14 protein-coding genes and 1 riboswitch are annotated in these 11913 nt (G+C 70.9%); of the genes, 3 read left to right on the forward strand and 11 right to left on the reverse strand.

The features are described from left to right. Positions 1-30: 30 nt before the first annotated feature. The 4 genes from AC1DVZ_RS08845 to AC1DVZ_RS08860 form a co-directional block, all read right to left on the reverse strand. Entirely contained in the window at positions 31-231 is a 201-nt protein-coding gene (locus AC1DVZ_RS08845; RefSeq protein ID WP_477617813.1) for a hypothetical protein, read from the reverse strand. A 132-nt stretch (positions 232-363) separates the two neighbouring features. Then, positions 364-1683, reverse strand: a complete 1320-nt coding sequence (locus AC1DVZ_RS08850; protein WP_477617814.1) for a bifunctional o-acetylhomoserine/o-acetylserine sulfhydrylase — start codon at positions 1681-1683, stop codon at positions 364-366. A 158-nt stretch (positions 1684-1841) separates the two neighbouring features. Further along, positions 1842-1956, reverse strand: a riboswitch (SAM riboswitch). A gap of 102 nt (positions 1957-2058) precedes the next feature. Continuing rightward, on the reverse strand, positions 2059-3312 hold the full coding sequence (locus AC1DVZ_RS08855) for a hypothetical protein (protein WP_477617815.1): 1254 nt from the start codon (positions 3310-3312) through the stop codon (positions 2059-2061). Then, complete coding sequence (locus tag AC1DVZ_RS08860) at positions 3309-3599, reverse strand: hypothetical protein (RefSeq protein WP_477617816.1); 291 nt, start codon at positions 3597-3599, stop codon at positions 3309-3311. Before AC1DVZ_RS08860 ends, AC1DVZ_RS08855 begins: the two co-directional genes overlap by 4 nt. Positions 3600-3706: 107 nt before the next feature. Here AC1DVZ_RS08860 and AC1DVZ_RS08865 point away from each other — a divergent pair, with 107 nt between their 5' ends. Then, positions 3707-4165 (forward strand): nitroreductase family deazaflavin-dependent oxidoreductase, encoded by a 459-nt coding sequence (locus AC1DVZ_RS08865; RefSeq protein WP_477617817.1) that lies wholly within the window; start codon positions 3707-3709, stop codon positions 4163-4165. Between the two features lie 3 nt (positions 4166-4168). Here the strand turns inward: AC1DVZ_RS08865 and AC1DVZ_RS08870 are convergent, their stop codons facing one another. The 4 genes from AC1DVZ_RS08870 to AC1DVZ_RS08885 form a co-directional block, all read right to left on the reverse strand. Beyond that, a complete protein-coding gene (locus tag AC1DVZ_RS08870; RefSeq protein WP_477617818.1) occupies positions 4169-4597 on the reverse strand; it encodes a hypothetical protein in 429 nt (142 codons plus the stop codon). Further along, positions 4590-4955 carry a hypothetical protein gene (locus AC1DVZ_RS08875; RefSeq protein WP_477617819.1) on the reverse strand — a complete coding sequence of 122 codons (366 nt, stop codon included), beginning with the start codon at positions 4953-4955 and terminating at the stop codon, positions 4590-4592. Before AC1DVZ_RS08875 ends, AC1DVZ_RS08870 begins: the two co-directional genes overlap by 8 nt. A gap of 53 nt (positions 4956-5008) precedes the next feature. Continuing rightward, the gene (locus AC1DVZ_RS08880; RefSeq protein ID WP_477617820.1) at positions 5009-6379 is read right to left on the reverse strand and encodes an RNA polymerase sigma factor; all 1371 of its coding nucleotides are present in this window, start codon (positions 6377-6379) and stop codon (positions 5009-5011) included. A 180-nt stretch (positions 6380-6559) separates the two neighbouring features. Further along, a complete protein-coding gene (locus AC1DVZ_RS08885) occupies positions 6560-8791 on the reverse strand; it encodes an MMPL family transporter (RefSeq protein WP_477617821.1) in 2232 nt (743 codons plus the stop codon). Positions 8792-8956: 165 nt separating this feature from the next. Between AC1DVZ_RS08885 and AC1DVZ_RS08890 the strand changes: the two genes are divergently transcribed. Next, positions 8957-9748 carry a TetR/AcrR family transcriptional regulator gene (locus AC1DVZ_RS08890; protein ID WP_477617822.1) on the forward strand — a complete coding sequence of 264 codons (792 nt, stop codon included), beginning with the start codon at positions 8957-8959 and terminating at the stop codon, positions 9746-9748. 58 nt (positions 9749-9806) lie between these two features. Here AC1DVZ_RS08890 and AC1DVZ_RS08895 read toward each other — a convergent pair whose 3' ends face one another. Together AC1DVZ_RS08895 and AC1DVZ_RS08900 are read right to left on the reverse strand one after the other, a co-directional pair. After that, a complete protein-coding gene (locus tag AC1DVZ_RS08895) occupies positions 9807-10007 on the reverse strand; it encodes a DUF4177 domain-containing protein (protein WP_477617823.1) in 201 nt (66 codons plus the stop codon). Positions 10008-10107: 100 nt separating this feature from the next. Next, a complete protein-coding gene (locus AC1DVZ_RS08900) occupies positions 10108-10359 on the reverse strand; it encodes a hypothetical protein (RefSeq protein ID WP_477617824.1) in 252 nt (83 codons plus the stop codon). A gap of 259 nt (positions 10360-10618) precedes the next feature. On the opposite strand from AC1DVZ_RS08900, the gene AC1DVZ_RS08905 reads away from it, so the two are divergent. After that, complete coding sequence (locus AC1DVZ_RS08905) at positions 10619-10840, forward strand: hypothetical protein (protein ID WP_477617825.1); 222 nt, start codon at positions 10619-10621, stop codon at positions 10838-10840. Positions 10841-10883: 43 nt separating this feature from the next. Here AC1DVZ_RS08905 and AC1DVZ_RS08910 read toward each other — a convergent pair whose 3' ends face one another. Next, positions 10884-11759, reverse strand: a complete 876-nt coding sequence (locus AC1DVZ_RS08910; protein ID WP_477617826.1) for a LysR substrate-binding domain-containing protein — start codon at positions 11757-11759, stop codon at positions 10884-10886. Positions 11760-11913: the final 154 nt, after the last annotated feature.

Raw genomic sequence — 11913 nt, forward strand, 5'->3', positions numbered from 1 at the left:
ACGGGTGAGCCCGAGTCACCCCTGGGCTGCTCAGCGACCCAGCGTGGTCAGGTTGCGCGGGTTCGGCAGCTGGTCGGGAGCCATGATCGCCCCACCCGAGACGATGACCAGCACCAGGACGAGGGCAAGGACCGTCAGGGCCACGACGAGGGCGAGCCGTGGGACCTGGTGGGGAAGGTGGACCGGGTGGACGTGCAGGTGGAGCGTCACGGGCCCCGGATGCGAAGCCATGCCGCCAGTATCCTCCCGCGGCCGCCGACTGACACCTGCATCCGACGTGTTCGGTCGGATGCAGGTGTCAGCCGGTCAGCCCAGCCCGTCGGCTCAGCCGGTCAGCCCAGCCAGTCGGCTCAGCCGGTCAGCTCAGGCGCCCTTGGCGGCGATGAACCCCTGCTCGAGGTCGGCGAGGATGTCGTCGATGTGCTCGATGCCCACGGCGAGCCGGACCAGCCCGGGCGTCACCCCGGCCTTCAGACGGTCGCCGTCCGGGCCCTGCGAGTGGGTCGTGGAGGCCGGGTGGATCGCGAGCGACCGCACGTCACCGATGTTGGCGACGTGGCTGTGCAGGACGAGCGACTCGACGAACCGGCGTCCCGCTTCGACACCCCCGGCGATCTCGAACGCCAGCACCGCCCCAGCACCCCGTGGCGTGTACTTCGTTGCCTTGGCGTAGGACTCGTGGTCGGGCAGAGACGCCCAGACGACCTGCTCGACCTGCTCGTGCGCCTGCAGGAACGCGGCCACCTTGTGGGTGTTCTCGAGGTGCCGCTCGATGCGCAGGCTCAGCGTCTCGATGCCCTGGGCGACGAGGAACGCGTTGAAGGGTGAGATCGCCGGACCGAGGTCGCGCAGCAGCTGGACGCGCGCCTTGAGGATGAACGCGAGGTTGGCGCCGAAGGCACTCCCCACGCCGAGGTCCCGCGCGAACACCAGCCCGTGGTAGCTCTCCTCCGGCGTGTTGTAGTTGGGGAACTTCTCCGGGTCGGCCCCGAAGTCGAACGTCCCTCCGTCGACGATCACCCCCGCGATCGAGGTGCCGTGGCCGCCGAGGTACTTCGTCGCCGAGTGCACGACGATGTCGGCTCCCCACTCCAGCGGGCGGATGAGGTAGGGCGTGGCGATCGTGTTGTCCACGACGAGCGGCACGCCGGCCTCGTGGGCGACGGCCGCGACTCCCTCGATGTCGAGCACCTCCGACTTCGGGTTGGAGATGGTCTCGCCGAAGAACAGCTTGGTGTTGGGCCGGACGGCCGCCCTCCAGGACTCCAGGTCGTTGGGGTCCTCGACGAAACCCACCTCGATCCCGAACTTGGGGAGGGTGTGCTTGAGCAGGTTGAAGGTGCCGCCGTACAGGCTCGGGCTCGCCACGACGTGGTCCCCAGCCTCGGCGATGTTGAGGATGGCCAGGGTCTCGGCGGCCTGGCCCGAGGCGACGAGCAGGGCCCCGACGCCACCCTCGAGCGACGCGACGCGCTGCTCGACGGCGTCCTGGGTCGGGTTCATGATGCGGGTGTAGATGTTGCCGAACTCCTTGAGAGCAAACAGGTTTGCCGCGTGCTCGGTGTCCTTGAAGACGTACGACGTCGTCTGGTAGATCGGCAGCGCGCGAGCGCCTGTGGCAGCGTCCGGCTCCTGTCCGACGTGGACCTGGCGGGTCTCGAACGACCAGTTGGTGGAACTCATCTCTGTGTCCTTCACTCTCGTATGCCGCGTGGCGCGGCTCGGGGGGCCCGTCGCCGGCGGAGCGGGTGGTCGAGGTGCCCGTGAGGGGAGATCCGTCTTCCCCAAGGTCTTGCGATCACTGACGCCACCGCCGGAACGGTGCGGGACACGTGCTGGGTCTCCCGCGCTTGCGGACGGCAACGGCGCCGCCCGCCAGGTCTTCACCCGGGGCACCCCACCGCGGAGGAGGGTTGCCGGCCAGCGAGCCGGGGCTTGTCGCTGGCACTCATGACCTGGCCCGAGGCTACGCCGGGGAGGTGAGCGGGCGGCATACCCATCTCTCATCGCGGACGCAGCCGCGCCGGGTCAGCGAGGGCCGGGTCAGCGAGGGCCGCGTCAGCGCGCGCCGGCACGTCCGTCGGGATCCGGGGCGGGGCCGCGCGCGGCGGTGGCGTCGCGAGCCTGCATCGCCTCGTCCGTCTCGTGCCGACCGTAGAGGTCACGGCCGGTGCCGACCGCTCCGAGACCGGCGGTGGTCGCCTCGGCGGCGAGGCCGGTCACGAACATGGTCCGCGACCGAGCGGGGTCACCGGTCACGAGGGCGAGGTCGTCGAGCCACCTGTTGCGCACCAGGACCCGTGCGCGTCCCGTGACCTGCTCGGCCGCCCAGTGTGCCGTCGCAGTGGGCGAGCCCGGCGAGCGCGTGGCGCGGAACGTGCGGGCGTCGGGCTCGGGCTCGGCTCGACCGGCGCGACGCAGCTCCTCGGCCGTGCCGATCCGGAGCCGTTGGGCGGTGTCGTACCGCAGCAGGCGTCGCGCCGTCCTGGTGCGGCCCGCGAGAGCCGCGGGGTTGGTCGCCAGCGCGCCCCGCTTGAGGACCGCGGACGCCGGGCCGGTGACCGACGTCGCGGCGCCCAGGGCGATGTCGCCCCAGTCCCCGTCGCCGTAGCCGACCTTGACCACCGCGTCCGCTGTCACCTGGACGCCGTCGCAGACCCCGGCGACCACGCCCAGCGCCCTGGACGGCGGCGTGGGAGTCATGGCGATGGCCCCCGCCGCGCTCCCGAGCGCGCCGGCCGCGCGACCCAGTCCGGTCAGGGAGTCGTACAGCCGTGAGTCGTCGAGCCCGTCCTGGACGAGCCGGTGCAGCACCGTGGCGCACCGGCGGTCCGCCTCGGTGAACCGGTGCCAGGCGGTGGCGTGGCGGCGTTCGGCGAGCTGGACGCGCTCGAGCTGCTCGATCTCCAAGCGGTGCAGGTCCGCGGCGACGACGCGCTGCGCCGGGTCGGCGCTGCCCTGCGCCGCCACCCGCCGGTTGCCGAGGGTGACCGCGAGCTGCCGGGCCTCGGTGTGCGTCGTCACCGCCCAGGAGGCGTCGTGCTGCGCCTCCGTCAGGGCTGCGGCCAGCGGACGCAGGGCCACCGCGGACACCGCGTAGCGACGTCCCACCGAGACGAGAAGCGAGGCCGCGGTACGGGACCGAGCGGCGAAGGCGGCACCGCCAGGGCCGCACCAGGTGGCCCTGCTCGGGTCGCCGAGGCCTCGCACCGTGCTCGCCAGGGCCAGCAGCAGCTCACCCTGCCCTGTGAGCCGGTCGGCCAGCGCACGCACCGTGCCGGGATCGCCGGGAAGCGGACGCAGGATCGTCATCCGGCACCGCCCTCGAAGGTAGCCTCGCTCCCGCGCTCGACCTCGGCGTACAGCCGCCCGGCGAGCGCGGTCGCGGCGGCCAGGTCCTCGAGCTCGCGTCCGAGTGACTGGCGCTGGTGCTCGAAGTCGCCGAGCACCGACGCGAGCGCTCCGGCGGTGTCGCCCGGACCCAGCGCCCAGGTCTGCTCGGAGCTTCGCACGGCGTGCCACCGGAGGTCCCCTGCCACCTCCCTCAGGGCATCGGCCAGCGCCACGATCGTGTCGGGGCTCACCTCGATCCGGGTCATGGGTTCGAGGGTAGGTCGGTCCCGCGACGTCTCCGGAGGTTGTCCACAACCGCCCGTGAGCACGGGCTGCCCACCCGGAATCTGCCGGTTCGTGTTGTGATGGACCCATGACCATTCTGGGTGAGTACGTCGCCAGTCCCACCGCATGGGTTCGCAGCCAGGTCGAGAAGATCGAGACGGCGGGGACGACCCGCGCGGTCGACATCCAGGGCCGCCCGGTCGTGATGCTGACCATGCACGGCCTCTCCGGCAAGGTGCGCAAGGTGCCCCTGATGCGCGTCGAGCACGACGGCGTGTATGCCGCGGTGGCGAGCAAGGGCGGCGCTCCCGAGCACCCGAAGTGGTACGCCAACCTCCGGAAGAACCCGGTCCTCGACCTCCAGGACCACGACCGCACCTGGACCGTGCGTGCCCGTGAGCTCGAAGGTGCCGAGCGCGAGGAGTGGTGGCCGCGGTGCGTCGAGGCGTTCCCGCCCTACGCCGACTACCAGGTCAAGACCGACCGGCTGATCCCGGTCTTCGTCCTGGAGCCCGTCGACGAGTCGGTTGAGGCACCCACTGACTAGCTCTCAGCTGGGACGCGTGCGGCGCAGCCAGAGCAGCCCGAGCACCGGCAGGACGAGCGGAACGAAGCCGTAGCCGGACCCGAAGTGCGACCACACCGTCTTGTCAGGGAAGGCGTCCGTGGCCAGGTAGGACGCCAGCCCCACGACGAGCACGCCCGCCAGCTCGACGCTGATGGCCACCAGCGCGACCCGGCGAGAGGTCAGGTCGCCGCGGGCCAGCGCGACCGTCGCCACGACGTAGATGACCGCCGCGAGTGCCGACAGGACATACGCCAGGGGCGCCCTCGAGAAGTACTCGGAGATCTGCAGCACGGAACGACCGGTGGCCGCGAGGGCGAGCAGGCCGTACACCGCGACGAGGACGACGCCCGGGCCCGATCGGGTCGAGGGCGTCGACGGGGTCGTCGCAGGCGCGGACGGGGTCTCAGCCACGGAGGTTCCAGATCTGTTGGAGGCGCGCGGTCATGACCGCGACGCCGAAGGCCCCGACGGCGACGACCCCCATCGCCCAGCGAGTCTTCTCCTTCAGCGCCAGGAACAGTGCCGCCGGGGGCACGAAGGGCAGAGTGATCGCATAGGCCGCGAACGTCGCCTGCTCGGCGYCGCCACCGGGGACCCGCCCCAGGTGGACGAGGCAGACCACCAGCTGCACCAGCAGCCCCAGCTCGGCCACCCCCGCCACGAGCAGGAGGCGGTCGTCGACGAGGCGGCTGCGCGCGGCATACCAGGCGGCGACGGCCATCAGGCACACCGCTGCCACGAGCACGACGACGGTCAGCGGGAGGAGCACGGCGGGAAGCCTACGCGAGCACCTCGTCGTCGGCGTTCCCCGCCCGGGTGTCCCTAGCCACCCGTCTGGGCGCCCTTGCCGGACGACCGCGGGTTCGGCGCCTTGCTCTCGCTGGTCGTACCGGGATCAGTCGGGGCCGGCGCTGACGTCTCGGCCTTGGCGGACTTGCCCTGGGCAGGCGGCGCGGCCGACCTCGTCGAGCTGGAGTTGGGCGCCTGGGCGGTCGGCGAGTGCGGGCTCGGCGTCATGGTGGTCTGCGGCTTGGTGTGTGAAGGCTTGGCGGTCGGCGTGACACGGGCGGTCGGCGCCGGTGATCCCTTGGTCGGCTTGGGCGCGAGCACCCCGGCGCAGAACGCCTCGACCCGGTCCGCCCCACCGGCGGTGCCGGACAGGTTGCGGAAGGCGACCGAACGGTCGCGGGCAGTGCCCTTGGCCTTGTCGGTGGCCCAAGCCCTGCACAGCCCGGCGGCGGGGCTGCTGGCAGCATGGGGCCCCACACCAGCGGTCGGCGGGGTGACGGGGTTGCTCCCCGAGTCCAGTGAGGTGCCGTTGCCACCCGCCTCGGGCGCGGGGGCTCCGACTGCGTCGTGCAGGACCTGCTGGACCGGGTCGGGCAGCACGCCGACATAGGCGGCTGCCCCGAGACCGCCCAACGACATCACCGACACGGACAGAGCGGTCGCGGTCAGGATCGCGGTCCGCGACCGACCAGCCACGGTCGCGCCCACCGCGCCCGCGGAGCCGATGGCGATGACCTTGACCCCCGGCGACCGGCGTGCGCTGGAGGGGATCTTGCGGAACGCGCTCAGGGCGATCGGTTCGTCAGCGAGCTCCGCCTGCGTGGCGKGGGCAGCCAACGACCACCTGAGCAGGTCGGCATCGGTGCCCAGGCGCTGCAGGGCCCGCGATTCGGCCCGTTCGATGTTCGCCTCGTCCACACCGATGACGTCGGCCACCGCACTGGGGGGCAGGCCCGCGCCCAGGTGCAGCACGACCACCTCGCCCTGCCCGAGGGGCAGCGCGCGCAAGGCCGTCAGGGTGTCGTTGATCCCGCGKTGCACCGGGTTGGCTCCTTCGTCGGAGTCGAGCAGCTCGTCGATGTCGAGGTCTCCGTCGCCGTCGACCTGGATGCCCGGGAGCACGGTGACCGAGCCCCAGGCCCGCCTCAGGGAGCCCTCCTCCGCGCGCTGGCGGGCACAGGCCAGCAACCAGACGCGCCAGGCGAGCTCGTCCCCGGCGAACCCCGGCAGGCCGCGCACGACGGTGATCCAGCCTTCGCAGGCCTCGTCGTACGGGTCGTCGTGCCCCACCACCCGCAGATAGCGGATCATGGCTGGGTTGGCGTCACGCCAGAGCCGGGCGAAGGCATCCTCTTCGCCGGCTTGAGCGGCGCGCAGAGTGCGCGCGAAATCGTTCCCCAGCACGGTTCCAGTATTGCGGGCCCGCCCGCGCAGTCCCCTCATCCGTTCGGCCCAAGTCCAGTTCTGGGGCGAAACGGACACGGCGGACAGGTCTGCGGGACGAACGTCACGCCGGGCGGCAGAACCGTGCCCAGGGCTTCCGTGAGCACGGCAGCCCTGGGCACGGTATGCCGCCCCGCAGGGTCAGGGCGCGACCGCCAGCTCCTGGGCGGGCACCGGAACCGGCTCCGGACGGGCCCGCTCCTCGCGGTGACCGTGCCGCTCCCACCAGCGGGCGAGCGGACCGGGCGCGTACCAGTTGGCCGTGCCGAGCAGCCGCATCGTGGCCGGCACCAGCAGTGCCCGCACAACGGTGGCGTCGAGCAGCACGGCGACGAGCATGCCCACGCCGATCATCTTGAGGAAGACGATCCCGCTGGTCGCGAAGCCGCCGATGACCACGGCCAGCAGCAGGGCCGCGCTGGTGATGATCCGTCCGGACCGCTGCACGCCGGCCGCGACGGCCCGGGTGTTGTCGCCGGTGCGGTCCCACTCCTCACGCACGCGGCTGAGCAGGAACACCTCGTAGTCCATCGACAGCCCGAAGAGGATCGCGAGCATGAGGATCGGCTGCGTGACGTCGAGGTACCCCGGTGAGGTGAAGCCGAGCAGCCCCGAGAGGTGACCTTCCTGGAAGATCCAGGTGACCACGCCGAACGACGCGACGATGGACACGCCGTTCATCACGATCGCCTTGAGGGGCAGCACGACCGAGCCGAAGGCGACGAACAGCAGGACGAGCATGACGGCCGCCACCATGAGCGCCATCCACGGCAGGTGGCTGCCGATCGAGTCGATCAGGTCCACGGCGTCGGCGGTGGGACCGCCGACCAGCGCGGTGGCGCCTGTTGGCGGGTAGACCGCCCGGATGCCCTTGAGCACGTCCTGGCTGCCTGAGGTCTGGGAGTTCCCCAGCCAGGTCGCCTCCACCAGCGTGAGCTGCTGGCCGTCCACGGACCGGGTCGCCACGGCGTTCGCCTGGGTGACCCCGTCAACCGCCTTCAGGCTCGTGAGGTAGGCCGAGGTGGCCGCCTCGTCCGCTCCGCGCACCATGATCGACGCGGTGGAGGTCTCGCCACCGAACAGGTCCGCCTGCAGGTCCGCGGCCTGGCGGCTGGGCGAGCTGACCGGCAGCACGCGCTCGTCGACGCTGCCCCACTGCGCCCCCAGGAACGGGCTGCCCAGCGCGAGCAGGCCGATGACGATGGCCAGGAGGTAGGCCACAGGGCGGCGCATCACGCTGTGGGCGACCCTGGCCCAGGTGCCGTGCACCACTTCGTGGTCGGAACCGTGCACCTCGTCCGGGGTGCGCGCATCGGCGACGCGTGCACGCGAACCGCGGCGCCACGGCATACGGCCGAACTCGATGCGGGGCCCGAGCACGCCCAGCAGCGCGGGCAGCACCGTCAGGGCCGCCACCATGGCGACCAGCACGGCGGCCATGCCGCCGTAGCCCATGGAGCGCAGGAAGTTCTGCGGGAACAGCAGGAGCGAGGCGAGCGAGGCGGCGACGATCAGGCCGGAGAAGAGCACAGTGCGACCGGCGGTGGTCATCGTGCGGACGACGGCCGCGCGGACACTGTCCTTCGACGTGTCGGGCTGGTGGGCCAGCTCCTCGCGGAAACGGCTCACGACGAAGAGCGCGTAGTCGATCGCCAGGCCCATGCCGAGCAGCGTGATGACGTTGATCGAGAAGATCGAGACGTCGGTGACTCCCGTGATGAGGCGCACGACCGCGAAGGCACCCATCACGGCGATCCCGCCGACGAGGGTGGGCATCAGGGCCGAGACGAGGCTGCCGAAGATCAGCAGGCTGAGGAGGAAGACGATCGGCAGCGAGATCGACTCTGCGCGCGCGATGTCCTTGGACACCTGCTCGTTGACATCGCCGAAGACCGCCCAGCGGCCACCCACGCTGGTGCTCAGCCCGGGGGCGTCGAGGTCATCCTTGACCGCTTCCCAGTTGTCGCTCTTGGCGTCCTGGCCGGCGCCGGCGAGCGTGACGATGACGCGCGTGGCGTGCCCGTCGCTGCTGACCAGTCCGGGCGACTTCGTGTCGTAGTAGGTCACCGCCCCGGCGACATCGGTCTTGGGCAGCGCGGTCAGGGTGTCGGTCACCGCGCGCTGGAACGCCGGGTCCTCCACGCGCAGGGTCGGGCTGGAGTAGACGACCACGAGGTCGGTCTCCCGCCCGGGGAAGGTCGCCTGCTCGAGGACGAGCTCCTTGGCGGAGTCGGTGGCGGGGTCGTCGAACCCGCCGTTGGAGAGGTTGCCGAAAACCCCTATGCCGTATGCCGCGGCGGCCAGGACCACGGCTATCCCGCCGAGGAGGACCAACCAGGACCTTCGTGCGACGAACTGACCCCACCTGTGCATCCGAACCACTCCCTCGCAACCCTGCATCACTGATGTTTACAGCAGTAACAGTGATGGGTGTAAACTAAGTTGTCAAGCGTTCATGGTTAACTCTCTTCGCAACACCGTGAACTCTGGGAGACGACGCGGCAGACCGAGTTCGCGCACGAGGAAGCAGGGAGACAGATGACGGCGGTTCCGACCCGGCGAGAACGCCAGCGACAGGCGACCTTCGACGAGATCGTCGACGTCGCGCGTCAGCTGCTGCGCGAGGGCGAGGACGTCTCCGTGCGGGCAGTCGCCCAGGAGATGGGCCTGACTCCCCCGGCGCTCTACCGCTATGTCGACAGCCACGCCGAGCTCATGGTGCGCGTCGCCCGGTCGATCTTCGAGGACGTGGTGGCGGCCATGACGACCGCCAGGGACCAGCAGGAGCCGGACGACCCGGCAGCGCAGATCGTCGCCTCGGCGGCGGCGTTCCGGACGTGGGCGCTGACCAACCGCAACGAGTTCCAGCTCGTCTTCGCCTCGGCGACGTCCATCGCGCTCGATGAGGCCGCGGCCCAGGAGCCCCTGGTGATCACGTCCCTGGACGCCTGCCTGCCCGAGGAGTCGGGCGTGAAGCTGTTCGGCGCGTTCTTCAGCGAGATCTTCGGGCGCCTGTGGGTCAAGTACCAGTTCCACATCCCCAGCGACGCCGAGCTCGACCCCGACCTGTTGGACGTGCTGCGCAGCGAGATCAAGCCGCCCGAGGTGACGGATGCACTGGGCGGGCCGACACCGGGCATGATCTGGATGTTCGAGCGCTCATGGTCACGGCTCTACGGCACGGTGACCCTCGAGGTGTTCGGCCACGTGCACCCCGCGTTCATCTCGACGGGGGCACTGTTCGGCGCGACGATGCTGGACATCGGACGCGAGCTCGGCATCGACGGCGAGTGGCCGCGGCTCCAGAAGGTGGCACGCGCCACGTACTGAGCCCACCCGGGTACTGAGCCAGCCCGGGTGCTGAGCCAACCCAAGTCCTGAGGGGGTCTCAGGCCTTCTGACGCTCGAACGTGACGAGCACCCCTTCGGTGCCGCCCGGTCCGATGCGTCCCTTGACCTCCACCGCCGTGACGGACTTCGCCTGCCAGCCCTTCTCGGCCCACTCGTTGAGGACCTTCTCCAGCTTGTCGGCGCTCATCTTGCCGCCGATCAGCCCTTCGCGGACCTGGACCACCTTGTACTCGTACATGCCCGCAGCCTAGAACGGACTTCGGCGCTCGGCCGCCGGATCGGGTCAGGTCACGACGCCTGGCTGAGCGGTGGTGGCAGCGCCTCGACGCCGGCTCGGGTCAGCGGCGAACCAGGCGGCGCAGCAGCCGCAGGTCGTCGCGAAGCCGCGGGGGGACCGGCAGGTGGAGGGAGGTCAGGGCTTCCTCGTAGGCGGCCATCGCCATCATGTGGTGACCGCGCGCGATCGCGAGCAGGGTGGCGTCCGAGGGTGGACGCCGATGCGCGGCGACCTCGGCCTGCGCCACGGTCATCGCCGCGTGCAGCTCGGCGAGAAGCAGTCCGGAGGAGGACATCCGCCGCTCCGGGATCACCGGAACGGCACCCTGCGTACCTGTCTGCGTCAGTCCTGCGTGCGTCAGCACTCGTCCTCGCCCCATTGCGACGGACTGGGCGACACCCGGCCGGGTCTCGCCACCATCGTCCCGTTCAGACTACGCCCCTTTTGTCGGGGCAGGCGCGCCTCGGACACGTTCCGGGGGCACCCTTCGGTCAGCTTCGCCTCGGACGAACGGAGGGGGTGGGTCTGATTGCGTGACCGTTCCCGGCCGCCCGCTCCTAGCGTGCGGTCTCGTGAAGAACTCACCTGTTGCCTCTGGTCGGGACGCCACCGATGCGTATGCCGCGTGGTGCCGTTGCGGTGCAGCAGTGGCCGACGGCGCCCACCGGCTGTGCACCGGTGCTGCGGCGGTCCACCACAGCGCGCGGGTCGAGGTGCGGGCCGACCTGCTGCTCAGCCGGCTCCGGGCGATCCACCTGATGGGGACGATGAACGGCGAGCTCCAGCCGCTGTAGGGCGCGAGCTCACCATGCTTCAGCCGCAGTCGTAGGGACACTCTCAGCCGCTGGTGACGGGCCCTCGCGGCGCGCCACTGGCCAGGATGGCCGAGGTGAGCGCCTTGGCGGCCTCGGCAGGAGCCTGGCGGTTGGTCAGCAGCACGAGGTCGAGGTGCGGCAGCTTGGGCAGCCCGCTGGAGGCGGGGAGCTCGACCAGGTCAGGCGGCATGAGGGTGCGTGCCATGACGGAGATGCCCAGGCCCGCCCGGACAGCTGCCAGCACCCCGTTGACGCCGCGGACCGTGCAGGTGATCCGGCTGCGGCGGCCCACGCGTTCGAGCACCTGGACGCTGATCGCCCGGCTGAGGCTGGGGGCCTGGTAGACGACCAGCGGGACCGGATGGTCGGGCTCCACCCGGGTGCCGTCGACTCCCGCCCACACGAGCTGGTCGCGGCGCACGAGCTGTCCCCGCACCGGGGTCGAGGTGCCCGCGTTGCGCTTGACGAAGGCGACGTCGAGGTGACCTGACTCGATGCGCCTGAGCAGCCCCTCGTTCTGCAGGACGGTCAGCTCGAGGTCGATCCGCGGGTAGAGCTGACGGAAGTCCCGCAGGATGCGCGGCAGGGGGGTCAGGGCGAGGTCGTCAGTCACCCCGAAGCGGAGCCGACCGGCGAGGTGGGAGCCGGTGAAGTAGCCGACGGCGCGCTCCTGCGCGGCCAGGATCTCGCGGGCGAAGCCGGCCATCGCCTCCCCGTCGGAGGTGAGTGCGACGCTGCGGGTGTCGCGGACGAACAACGGCCGTCCGACGGCCTCCTCGAGGCGTCGCACGTGCTGGCTGACCGTGGGCTGACGGATCCCGAGTGCCTCCGCGGCCCGGGTGAAGCTCAGGGCCTGGGTCACGGCGAGGAAGGTGCGCAGCAGCTCTGGCTCGTACACGAGAACTCCTGTGGTCGAGGCTGGGTAAGAGCAGTGAGTTCTGTCATTGCGAAACGCAATGACACTTATATTACTCATTCTGTCTCAGAATGCAGCGAAGGGATGCCGCCGCGCCCAGACTGGAGGTGAACGCAACCGACCCACACACGAAACC

Source organism: Pedococcus sp. P2_E5 (assembly GCF_056403895.1).

Coding starts and splice junctions, on each gene's coding strand:
- AC1DVZ_RS08845 (WP_477617813.1), bottom strand. CDS start 231: ATGGCTTCGCATCCGGGGCCCGTGACGCTCCACCTGCACGTCCACCCG.
- AC1DVZ_RS08850 (WP_477617814.1), bottom strand. CDS start 1,683: ATGAGTTCCACCAACTGGTCGTTCGAGACCCGCCAGGTCCACGTCGGA.
- AC1DVZ_RS08855 (WP_477617815.1), bottom strand. CDS start 3,312: ATGACGATCCTGCGTCCGCTTCCCGGCGATCCCGGCACGGTGCGTGCG.
- AC1DVZ_RS08860 (WP_477617816.1), bottom strand. CDS start 3,599: ATGACCCGGATCGAGGTGAGCCCCGACACGATCGTGGCGCTGGCCGAT.
- AC1DVZ_RS08865 (WP_477617817.1), top strand. CDS start 3,707: ATGACCATTCTGGGTGAGTACGTCGCCAGTCCCACCGCATGGGTTCGC.
- AC1DVZ_RS08885 (WP_477617821.1), bottom strand. CDS start 8,791: ATGCACAGGTGGGGTCAGTTCGTCGCACGAAGGTCCTGGTTGGTCCTC.
- AC1DVZ_RS08890 (WP_477617822.1), top strand. CDS start 8,957: ATGACGGCGGTTCCGACCCGGCGAGAACGCCAGCGACAGGCGACCTTC.
- AC1DVZ_RS08895 (WP_477617823.1), bottom strand. CDS start 10,007: ATGTACGAGTACAAGGTGGTCCAGGTCCGCGAAGGGCTGATCGGCGGC.